At 65.4% G+C, this 11013-nt stretch carries 9 protein-coding genes; 2 read left to right on the top strand and 7 right to left on the bottom strand.

What is annotated here, in order from left to right:
* Both N4R40_RS01655 and N4R40_RS01650 read right to left on the bottom strand, forming a co-directional pair.
* A partial coding sequence (locus N4R40_RS01655) for a TM0106 family RecB-like putative nuclease (protein WP_261605631.1) occupies positions 1 to 2903 on the bottom strand: 2903 nt, incomplete at its 3' end.
* A gap of 158 nt (positions 2904 to 3061) precedes the next feature.
* Positions 3062 to 3895, bottom strand: a complete 834-nt coding sequence (locus N4R40_RS01650) for an Ltp family lipoprotein (RefSeq protein WP_261605630.1) — start codon at positions 3893 to 3895, stop codon at positions 3062 to 3064.
* A gap of 182 nt (positions 3896 to 4077) precedes the next feature.
* Here N4R40_RS01650 and N4R40_RS01645 point away from each other — a divergent pair, with 182 nt between their 5' ends.
* Positions 4078 to 5688, top strand: a complete 1611-nt coding sequence (locus tag N4R40_RS01645; RefSeq protein ID WP_261605629.1) for an SIR2 family NAD-dependent protein deacylase — start codon at positions 4078 to 4080, stop codon at positions 5686 to 5688.
* Here the strand turns inward: N4R40_RS01645 and N4R40_RS01640 are convergent.
* The 3 genes from N4R40_RS01640 to N4R40_RS01630 are packed head-to-tail and all read right to left on the bottom strand — an operon-like array spanning position 5664 to position 7866.
* Positions 5664 to 7112, bottom strand: coding sequence for an ADP-ribosylglycohydrolase family protein (locus N4R40_RS01640; protein ID WP_261605628.1), 1449 nt, complete (start codon positions 7110 to 7112; stop codon positions 5664 to 5666). The two genes, N4R40_RS01645 and N4R40_RS01640, sit on opposite strands and share 25 nt — an antisense overlap.
* Positions 7109 to 7606, bottom strand: coding sequence for an HD domain-containing protein (locus tag N4R40_RS01635; RefSeq protein WP_261605627.1), 498 nt, complete (start codon positions 7604 to 7606; stop codon positions 7109 to 7111). Before N4R40_RS01635 ends, N4R40_RS01640 begins: the two co-directional genes overlap by 4 nt.
* 26 nt (positions 7607 to 7632) lie before the next feature.
* Positions 7633 to 7866, bottom strand: coding sequence for a hypothetical protein (locus N4R40_RS01630; protein ID WP_261605626.1), 234 nt, complete (start codon positions 7864 to 7866; stop codon positions 7633 to 7635).
* A 90-nt stretch (positions 7867 to 7956) separates the two neighbouring features.
* Between N4R40_RS01630 and N4R40_RS01625 the strand changes: the two genes are divergently transcribed.
* Entirely contained in the window at positions 7957 to 8595 is a 639-nt protein-coding gene (locus N4R40_RS01625; protein WP_261605625.1) for an NUDIX hydrolase, read from the top strand.
* 91 nt (positions 8596 to 8686) lie between these two features.
* On the opposite strand, the gene N4R40_RS01620 is transcribed toward N4R40_RS01625, so the two are convergent.
* On the bottom strand, positions 8687 to 9310 hold the full coding sequence (locus tag N4R40_RS01620) for a hypothetical protein (protein ID WP_261605624.1): 624 nt from the start codon (positions 9308 to 9310) through the stop codon (positions 8687 to 8689).
* 106 nt (positions 9311 to 9416) lie between these two features.
* Positions 9417 to 10796, bottom strand: a complete 1380-nt coding sequence (locus N4R40_RS01615; RefSeq protein WP_261605623.1) for a hypothetical protein — start codon at positions 10794 to 10796, stop codon at positions 9417 to 9419.
* Positions 10797 to 11013 lie beyond the last annotated feature (217 nt).

The following is an 11013-nucleotide window of genomic DNA, read 5'->3' as shown; positions in this document are numbered from 1 at the left end:
AGATCAGGGGTCAAGCCCCGGAAGTATCCGAGTTCGGGCGGTAACACGCTCGCACCGTCGGCGATCCAGCCGAGCGCTGATTCGTCGACCGGCTGCGGGTGAGTGCCCTGCGACACCTGAGGCAGTTGCTGTGGGTCGCCGAGCAGCAGCACGCGCTGGGCGCTGAGCGATACCGCGATCGTGTTGGCGAGGGAGAACTGTCCGGCCTCATCGATGACGAGCAGATCGAGCTGCTGTCGTGCGATCTGCTTCTCGTTCGAGAACGCCCAGGCGGTCGCGCCGATGACATAGCCACTGGGCTGGGCGCCTGCCCACGCGGAGATCTTCGCGGACTCGATCGATTCGTAGGGAGCCGGCCGGTCTCCGGACACATGGACGAGCAGCGCAGGGTCCACACCCGCGTTGACGATGCCGCTGAGCAGATTATCGATGACGGCGTGAGACTGCGCAGTGACACCAACCTTCCAGCCCTTGCGCACGAGCTCGGCGATCGCGTGGGCGCCGGTGTGTGTCTTACCGGTGCCGGGAGGTCCTTGCACCGCGAGGTACGAGCGGTCGACATCACGGATGGCGGCGGCGAGTGTGGTGGAATCAAGCACCTCGACGGGGGTGAGGTGGCCGGATTGAGTGCGAGGGTGTCGGCGGAGCAGGATGTCGCCCGCGGGATCTTGCGGCACGTCGGGGTAGGTAGCCAGCATGCGCCGGGCCCACTCGAGGATTGCGTTCCGTTGGGCGACGACTGCGATCGGCCCACCCGGAACGATCGCGATCGGCAGCGCCGAGTACGGTTCTTCGCCGCGTCGGAGCACCTCGCGCACGATCACCACGTCGTCTGCGGCGTCATCCTCGACCTCCGTGATGGTCGCCTCGTGTGCCGGGCGGGCGCGGGGGTCGTCACGCTCGGTGCGGGGAGCATCGCTGTCGCTCTCGTAGACGAGACGGGCGTTGACCTGATCGGATGCCTTGAACTTCGAGCCCGGTCCTGCAGCGCCAGTGAGGCGAAGAGTGCGCCGGAGGTTCTGCCGCGGAGTCTCGCGGTGCCAGTCCTGCACGACCTCGACGCCATGGATTGCGAGCACGTCGCGGTCGTCGGCCCATTCGTCGATGGGCTCGAGCAGACGGGCGAAGTGCTCCCACCAGCCCTTCTTGTCTTCCCGGCCGTAGTATCGGACGGCGGCCGCGGCGAGCGCCGCCGCGAAGCGCGACGGATCGTCTTGGACCGTCAGAGGGTCGCCGGCCAGTTGCTGGAGCGACTCGGAGAGCGTTGTCTCCTCAACCGCCAGCGCGCTCAGCGTCGGCTCAGCGCGCTCGACCGCTTCATCGGCATCCACCCTCGTCGAGGCATCCGGAGCGAGCGATCGCAGCCAGTCACGTAGGGCGAGCGTCGAGCGACAGTCGTACTCGTTGTACTCGGCGATCTTGTCGAGTTTCTGCTGGTACCCCTCAAAGTGTTCAAGGTCTCGAAGCTCGACCGCCTCGGCATACTCGACGATCGAGTCGCCTGCATTCGTCACTCCTTCTTCGTCACGCAAGTCGGCTCCCATGTAGAGCGGCTCGAGCTTCTTGATCGAGTAGGACGGAGACCCCACTCGAAGAGCGCCTCGCACAGTCGCGTATAGATCGACCAGCACGTGGCGACGAAAGAGATCGTCGACGATGTCTTCGCCGTATCCGTGCCGGATCGCCAACTGCGCCAGGTGCGTGCGCTCGTACGACGCGTAGTGATAGATGTGCATGTTCGGATGCTGCGCGCGTCGCGCCGTCACGTAGTCGAGAAAGTCGCGGAGTGCACGACCCTCTTCGGCGAAGTCGTGCGCCCAGAACGCCCGGAACGTGCCGTCCGCCTCGATGAGCCCGAACAGGTAGTCCAGGCCCCACTCGCGGCCCGCGTCGTCCGTGTAGAGCGGGTCGCCTTCGAAGTCGAAGAAGATGTCTCCGGGGTCTGGCGCAGGCAGCGCGAGGATCGGTGCCGCCGAGGTCACCTCGTAGGGCGGCGCCTCACCTTTCACTGCCTTCATCTGAAGCCGCGCCTGCGCACGAAGGTTCTCGAGGGTTCGCGCGCCGATACCTTCGACGCTTCCGGTGCTCTCGCCGAGCTGGTCGATCGTTCGAATGCGAGCCCTCGCAAGCCGCTCACGTTGCGAACGGCGAAGGTTCGCGACCAGAAGCACGTCGCGCTGCGCCTCGATCTCGGCTTCGCAATGGTCGCAGGCTCCACATATCGAGAAGCGCTCGTCACCCCACCTCACGGGGGAGCCGTCGGACCCCTCGTCATCGCGGATCCGCAAGAGCTCGAGCAGACGCAATCGCCGCAAACGGTAGACGGGCAGGAGATCCTGGACCAGGTGCGGCGACGGGGTTCCATCGCCCAACAGAAGCGATACTGTGTCGTCGACCGTGATGCCCTGGCGCTCGAGGACGTCAACGTAGGCGGCGAGCTGGAGGACCGCGGTGACCTTGTCGGAACGTGCGAGCTTGGTGTCCTCCACCCGGTAATGACCGTCTGCTTGACGAGTGATGAAGTCGGCGAAACCCACGAATGCGGTGCCGGTAGTCGCATCTTCTTCGAACATGGTCGCCTGGAACACGACGTCGGCGCCGTCTTCGAAGGCTTGGGCGCTGAGCGCGGCCGCCGCGCTCATTGATTCGCGGTTGAGCGGGTCAGGTCGCGCGAACTCGCGCACGCCTGTACCGAATTCGGCGCGGTACTGACGGAGTACGCGCAGTTCGTGTTCGTCGCCCAGCGCAGCGGTGCGGTTCATCAGCTTGTCTTCATTGACGACGAGCTTGTCGATGCGACCGCGTAGCTGATCGAGCTTGCGAAGGAACGCGAACTCGCACTTCGATGCCGTGGTGAGGTCGCTGGCCGAGGTGACGAGAGCGCCGTCAGAGAGGGTGAACAAAAGGGAGCCTTCCGAGAGGACAGTGTCGTGCGGGTTCCGCGAGCGCCGTGACAGTTGGACAGTAGCGGATCATGAGGATTGAGACGTGATACGCAGGCCCAGACTGGGCGCGGGCGGCCGTTGCTCTAGACAACGGCCGCCCGGACCTGGTCGGGCCGTCAGTATCCGACGGCGGTGAGCGCCTGATTCGCCTCGTCCGGGGTGAACTGGCCGCCATACTGGCTGGTTAGTTGGTCGTACAGCCCCTGCCGCGAGAATGAGGTCATATCAAGGTAGGACTGAGCGGACTCGACCGCCTCCGCGTTCCAGTCGGCTCCGACAGCATCAGCCGCCCAGGTGGCGACATCGATCGGAAAGCCCGAGCCGTACTCGCTCGACAGCTGGTCGATCAGGCCCTGCCGGGAGAAGCCGGTGAGGTCGAGATAGGAGCGCGCAGCTCCGAGCGCATTCTCCTGCTCCAGCGTGTACACCGGCTTCGGCGCCTCGCTGGTGATGCTCAGTTCGAGGCCCTCGGCGGGGTGTGAGCCGGCTCCCGGCTGCTGCGCCGTGACAACCCAGTCATCGCCTGCATCGCTTGCGGTGAGACTGAGGCCGACGGCATCGAGCATTCCGCGTGCCTCCGCGACGGTCGACCCGACCATGTCGGGTACCACGACCGTCTTCACCTCTTCCACAGCCTCTTTCGTCGGTGCTGCACTCGCCGCACCGCTCGGCGTGGTCCCGGCGGCCGACCGGGCTGAGTCGCGTCCCCCGTTGATGCCGCCGATGATGATGCTCACGACCACCAGCACGCCGATCACGATGAGCGTCCAGTGCCACCACTTCAGCTTCGGCAGGCGGCGGACAGTATCCGCCGCCGCGATGCTCGCGGGGGTGGCATCCGCGGCAGCCCACTGGGCCCCATCCCAGTACCGCTGTGCGCTGCCGCCGTGCGGGTCGGGGTACCACCCGGCCGGCGGGAGCGTGGACGAGATGTTGTTGCTGTCGGACACGACAGAGCCTTTCGGTCATTCGAGGCACACACCCCAGGTATGCGCCACCGGCAAATGGCCAGTCGATCAGGACACACCGTGCCTCCGACATTGGTTCCCCGTGCGGGCCCGTCTGGCTCCTGTTGGGAACTTTTGGGCGTCCAATTGCTGGGCTAATCGAACAGCCCTGCAAGAATGCGGCGGTGAGTACTACCAACCCCGGCCACGTCTTCGTCATCCGTGGAAACCTCAGAAACCTCGCGTGCTCGGCATGGATGCAGACCACCGACAAGCGGTTGCGTCCCGGCGGGCGCTGGGAAGTGGAGATCCCCGATGCGCCGCAGCGACTCAAGGCAACGGATCGTGCCGCCTTCGAAGCCGAACAGGTGTTCGCGATTCCGGTCTGGCCGCGCGGTGACGCGCCTGAACCGATCCCCTTTCTCACGGCCGTGCCGTTCTCCGGCGTGAAGACGGCTGACGACTTCCGTCCCCGCATCCGTGCGTTCGTCGAAGCGGCAGCGCCGATCGCACGCTCTCGTCCCACAGGCGACCGTCCCCGCCCGCTGCTCGCGATGCCACCCATCGGCTTCGGCCGCGGGGGAGGAAATCTCCACAAGGGCGACGTCATCCGCATGATCCTCGATGAAGCACGGATCCTCGTTGAAGAGTTCGAAGTCGACATCGCGATCGTCCTTAAGGATGGCCAGAAGGCCTACGCGCTCGCGCAGCAACTCCGGAAGTCGTCGGGAATTGATGCCTGGCCGGAGCTCAGCCCCGCCAAGATGGCACACGCTCACCGCCTGGGCGACCTCGCGCGCCACGGGCGGCTCGTGCCGTTCATGGGTGCCGGCGTCAGCGTGAGCGCGGGGGCACCGACCTGGGCGCAGCTCATCGAGCAACTGGCGGATCGTGCGGGTCTGGATGCCGATATCCGCGCGGCGCTCCTCGACGAAGCGCGGGATGTGCTCGACCAGGCGACCTTCGTCCGCCAAGCGATTGGTGCACGCTCACCCGAGGATCCACTCACATTCGTCCGCGCGATCGCCGACATCACGGACGTCGAGCGCTACGGGCTCGCGCCCGCACTGCTGGCCGCGCTCGAGAGCGAGCAGGCGATCACGCTCAACTACGACAGGCTGTTCGAGAAAGCAGCCGAAGACGGTGGGCTGCCGCGGCGGACGATCCCCAGCGCGGTGCCGCTCGACGTGGATCAGGACCGCTGGTTGCTGAAACTCCACGGCACGGTGGACGATCCGACCTCGATCGTGCTCACTCGCTCGGACTACCTCGGGTTCCACACCGAAAGAGCTGCGCTCAGCAGCATCGTCAAGGCGACCCTGATGACGCGCCATGTGCTGTTCGTCGGCTTCGGGATGAGCGATGACCACTTCCACGAGATCATCCACGACGTCCGCCGAGCGATGGAGTCCTCGGGCGCGAAGCTGCGTGGGGTCGGCACGGTTCTGACACTCAGAGACGACCCTCTCGATCGTGAGCTGCTCAGCGAGCTCGACTTCGTGCCGTTCGCGCCAGCCGCTCCCGAGCCCGATTTCGCGGCATCCGCCCGGCGCCTGGAGATCTTCCTCGACGCCGTGCTTGCGTTCGCGAGCGACTCGCACTCCTATCTGCTCGACACCAGCTACAACGACGGACTGTTGGCCGAGGAACGGATGCTGCGCGACGGGATCCTCCGGATGGTGAACACCCTTCCGGGTGACGCGAGGTCGACCACGTCGTGGAGCGTCGTCGCAGCGATGCTGAGCGACCTCGGCCTCGAGGAGACTCCCGCTCAGGGATCGACTCGGGGGCGCTGACCCGCGTCTCCGACAACGCGCTCGACCGCCTCGCGCAGAAACGGCTGCGGCGCGAAACCCGGCAGCGTGCTGCGTACGTCGTCCCACGCCTGCCCCAGTGGGATCTCGTGATGGCGCACGCCGTACAGCGCGGCGACTGCGGATGTGCGGCTGCGACCCTCCGCGCAGTGCAGGAACACGACCTTGCCCTCGGCGCGCAGGGTCGCGACGGCATCCGCTGCTTCGCGCAGCACGACGTCGAGATTGTCATTGCGGCCCTCCTGGTCGATCAACCACACCGGCACGCTCTCGATGTCGCCGGGCACCTGGCCCGTCCCCATGCGGCAGAGCGAAACGACGGCATCCACCTCGGCAGGCAGACGATCGAGAGCGGCGAGCGATCCGATCCATACTCCGTCGTCATGCGGATGCCGGAACAGAAAGTCACTCTGCGGATACACGGTCGCGCGCTCGGCGAGCGGCCACCCTTCGCGATCGGGTTCGCCGCGGCGTGCCGCGAGCACGGCGAGGCGGGTGAGGTCGTCGGCGCGGAGCCCCGGCCAGCCGTGCAACACTCGCGTGAACGACAGTGGAAGCGCGGTGGCGCCGTGGAGTGCACCCGCGAGCGAACCCGCGATCGCGGCGACCGTATCGGTGTCGCCCCCACCACGCACCGCCCGCTCCAGGGCATCGCGTAGCGAGGTTGCCCCCGCGATCGCCGAAAGCGCTGCCTGGAATGCCCGCACCACCCACCCGTTGCCCTGACGGAAGTCGCGCGGATGCGCCGCCGGAGTAAGTGCCTCGTCGATCAGCCCGCTCCATCGCTCGCGCCGCCCGGCGGGGATCAGCTCGAGTCCACCGCGGATGTCGAGCCGGCCGGCCAACACCGCGTGCCGGATCGCGAGAGACCACAGCGCGGTCGCGTCGGCGTTGTCGTCTTCCCAGTGGGTGAGACGCGCGATCTCGCCCGCAGCAGCGGCGAGTTCCGCGGGGGAGCGGTCGAGATAGCCCAGGGCGACCGGGCCCGTACGCATGAGCGATCCATTCCCGGCACTCCGTGCGGTCGCGTGGTGCAGCTCCTCGGAGCGCGCCCGCGCCGCCGCGGCGCTCGGGGTCTGCAGGTGCGCGAGCACGCTACGGGTCTGCGTGCCGACATCCTTCGCTGTCCGCGCCCAGTCGCGCCAGCGCGTGACGATCTCGTCTTGCGCGTCGCTCGACTCGAGCGTGCGGCCGGCGGCGAGCACCTGGAGGATCGGCATGGCCATGCTCGTGTCGTCCGTCCACTCGCCGAGGTCGTGGCCGAAGCATCCCACCCCGAATTCCGGGGTGAACGTGTCGGGATGCGCCGGGCCGAGCTCGTATTGCGAGCCGAGTGCGTCTCCTGCGGCTGAAGCGACGATCGCTCCGACGGCGCGGTCGAGCTGCTGAGCGGTGAGGTGTATCACTTCGCTCCTGTCATCGTCAGTCCCAGTGCCTCGCTGGCACGGGCGTACTTGTTCCGTAGTCGGGCTCGGACGCCCGGATGGAGCTTCTGCAATCGAGTGGGATCGAGGTTGTCGCGGATGTCCGCGGCTTTCACTACGCGCGCTCGCGGGTCGCCCGCGATCCGCGCGTAATACTCGTCGGTTGAGATCTCTGCACGCCTCGTCAGGAGCGCGACGAGTGCGAGAACCTTCGGGTGAATGCCCGCTGCCCATAGGTCGTCGATGGTCATGGGCGAGTCCTCGACGACGTCGTGGAGCCACCCGGCGCAGTGCTCGAGCGGCCGGGTCGTGGGGTCGAACCGCGCGGCGACCCGGGCGGCGTGCGCGACATACGGTGCGCCGGCTTTGTCGGTCTGGCCGCGATGGGCGATCACGGCGACCGTGCGTGCGAGCGCAACTTGGATGCTGGCATCCCACTCGTTCTTCTTGGCCGACACGCTCGTGCCGGTGGGCAACGGTGGGTGGGGGATCGGCAGATCGATCAGCTGGCGGTTGCCGGAAATTCGGTGCGCTCGTAGAAGAACTGCCAAAAGCCGTCAACGGGGGCATCGCCGTGGCACGTGTAGAAGGCGTGCGCGGAAACCGTCTCGAGGGGGATCGACACCGTCGCGCCGGTGAAGGGGGCGCCGATGTCTGGCAGGTCGCCGTACAGCTGGCCGTCGAGCGGACCGCCGAACAGCGCGCAGGGGATCGTTCCCTTGATTCCTTCACTCATGATGAACTCGTTTCTTTTAGCGCGAATGTGATCTAAAGGCAGTATGCAGTGGACCTCCGACATTGCGCAAGAGTGCGCTAAATTGAACGCGTGACCGGATACCGCGACAGCTCAGGCAGGCGATTGGATGACTACCCGCGACCCTCTGTCGCCGTCGACACGGCGGTCCTCACGGTCGTCGACGGCGCGCTCGCGGTGCTCCTCGTCCGAGCTGGCCGTTCAGACGACGAGTGGCGTCTCCCGGGGTCGTTTCTGCACGAGGGGGAAACGCTACGGGGTGCCGTGTTGCGTTCGCTGCGGGTGAAGGCCGGTGTTGAGGGACTTCGACCGCGCCAGCTGCACGTCTTCGACCGGCCTGGGCGTGACGATCGGGGATGGGTGCTTTCGGTCGCGCACGTCGATGTCGTTCGGGCAGACCGCGTGCCGATCTCGAAAGGCCACCAGCTCGCGCGAGTAGATGATCTTCCCGACCTGAAGTACGACCACGGCGAGATCGTCGCCTTCGCTGTCGATGCCCTCCGCACCGACTACCGCGGTACGCCCGATCCCGCTGCACTTCTCGAGGCGCCGTTCACAATGCGGCAGCTCCGCCTCATGCATGAGGCGGTGTCAGGGGAGCGGCTACTCCCGGACACTTTCCGTCGGGCGATGGCGCCGCGACTCCGTGCCACAGGGGAGATGCTCGTCGAGGGGCGTGGGCGACCGGCGGAACTATTTGAACGCGCGTGAGGCTCACGTTGGCCCTGACGCTCGTCGGACCTGACTTAGGTTCCGGAGAGCGTGCCAGGCTACCGAAACTGGCACGCGGGGTTCGCCGCGCTTAATCCGAGAACTTGAAACTCAGGTCGGCTTCGTTGTCAACGCTCCGGATGATCGAACCGTAGAACGCTTCCGTCTGGTCCTTCAGTACCTGCAGGCTGTTTGCGACGTACTTAGCCTTCTTGTCCTCACTGAGGATGGTGTTGACCATATCGGTGTCTTCGATTTCGGCGCTCAACCAACTCAGAATGCCGTTGCTCTCGATCGGATCTTCGAAGCGTTCATTGCTGTGCCCGATGAAGATGAAGGCAGGGATTGTCAGCGTGTACGCGTGGTCTCCGTCCTCGCTGATGGTCACCGCGGAGCCGTCGATACCGATCTTGGCGTCGAAACTGTATTGAATGAGTTTCGTGCGATCTCCGGCGGGTATCCGGATGCCCATCAGATTTCCATCAGAGTCGGCTCGTTCGAGTCCTTCAACGCGGAGGCTCGCCAGTGCGACTTCCTGCTTGGGAAGCACATACTTGACGACTTCGGAGCTCTGCGTGCTGATGCCTCCGAACAACCCAGCGAAGGTGAAAGGCCTCAGCGCGCCGCTGAACCCCACCCCAACGACTGCCGCCACCAGCAGGAGGGGCACGACGACAAGCGGCCACAGTCGCACTTTCGCGCGGAAGAACTTCATCGGACTCTCGTCTCTCGGCGGTCAGGACAAGATCAGCTTTCCGGACACTGTCGTATTCGCGCGCGAAGCCGCGCAGAACTGGATAACGTGTCGCGCGGCTGATCGATCAAGAGTCAGCACGGTCCGGATCGGTGCTTTCCGGTTCGTTTGCCTGCGGAGCGTTCGCCCGCTTTCGCTGGAACATGTTGCTAACCGCCCCCGCGGCTCCGGCGGCCGCATCTCTCATTGCTGCTCGAGCCTGCTCGGCCGCTGCTGCGGCGCGCGGTTGGTCGGCGATGCCGTCACCGTCGAGGTCGACAGGGCGAAAGGCTTGGGTCGCGCGATCTAGTGTCTGATCGCCGAGACGCTTCGCACCCACGGCGCCGGCGACTACACCCGATCGAACCCTCTCCAGTGCCTCACCAGCCGCCTCGCCCCAGCGCTTGGCTTGACCGAGATCGTGGCTTGCTTCGATCCCGAGCCTTTGGCGCAATTCGTGAACTTCAACGGCGATCTGATTACTCGACCTGACGGCGGACGGCGAATCGAAGGGGTTGAAGAGTACCTCCGAGTTCGCCTTCTGTACCGTGTCTTCCATCTGCGCGATCAGTGCCGCGGTACTGCTTCCGATCCGCGCTAGGCGGCTCTGCCGGGCCTTGACAAGCCCGAGGCGGTGCGCGTCCAGTTCACTGGGCGAGGAGTCGAGGACCCTGTCTAGTTCGAGGACCGAAACTCCGTCTTGGAGTTGGAATGTGCGAGCCAGGACTGCGAGCCACTCGAGAACCCTCGGCCCCGCGTCATTCGTGGCGCGGGCGATATCACCGAGTCCCGCCTTCCTTTGAAGCTTCTCGGCGATCGCATCGAGCTCTCGGAGCGCATAAGCCTGAGTGCGGGCGAGGGTTTGGGATGTCGCCTGCACCTTTGACCAGGTCACTTCGGAGACCCGCCCAACCTCGTGGCGTACGGTGAGGGCGTCCTCGACGATGAGGTCTACACCGATCATGTCCGCGAGTACGGCATCTTTCTGGCCCCGCAGGATGTCGTCGACCTTTTCGTTGATGATCTCTAGATACTCGACGATCTCGTCCATCTGCTCCTGCATCGCTCGCTGCTGCATCATCGTCGATAGTGCAGTTAGCGCGAAAGGGCCGCTCAAGAGCATCGAGGGCGCTTGCGCGATCTGGAGCCATTGCTTGATGTCGCCTCGCTGGCCCACCATGGCATGACTGACGCCCGGCGTGGATGTCGCCATCAGCCCGTACTTTCGAACGGCCTCCGCGGATTCAGTAGTGAGCTTGACCCATCGTCCGGAGTTGGATGCAATGTCGGCACCGATTTGAACGGCCGCTCCTGCCGTACCCGAGGCGGACCACATCTTGTGTAGGTCGAGACCTTTTGACGGAGCTCTGTCGAGCCCGGAATGGAGGAAAAAGCGCTCGACGTCGTTCGGGTCGCCGATCACCGCAATCCCGTCTCCGTCGGAAACCAGCTCGATGTCGGCGCCCATATTTCTCCCACTGCCGGTATTACCCGCACCCATTGCGGCTGACTCTCCTTGCAGAACGGTACCGCGTCAGGCCTACACTCTTCGGCGCGCACGAACTGCGATCATCCAGAACGAGAAGGTCGACCATTCCAAGCGATCCAAGCGATCCAAGCGATCCAAGCGATCCAAAGCGCAAGGCCAACGAAGCGATCCCAACGATCAGAGCCAAGCGAGCGAG

Source organism: Microbacterium memoriense (assembly GCF_025398275.1).
Classification (GTDB): domain Bacteria; phylum Actinomycetota; class Actinomycetes; order Actinomycetales; family Microbacteriaceae; genus Microbacterium; species Microbacterium memoriense.
The sequence above is the reverse complement of the archived record's forward strand: the minus strand, read 5'-3'. Positions and strand labels throughout refer to the sequence as shown.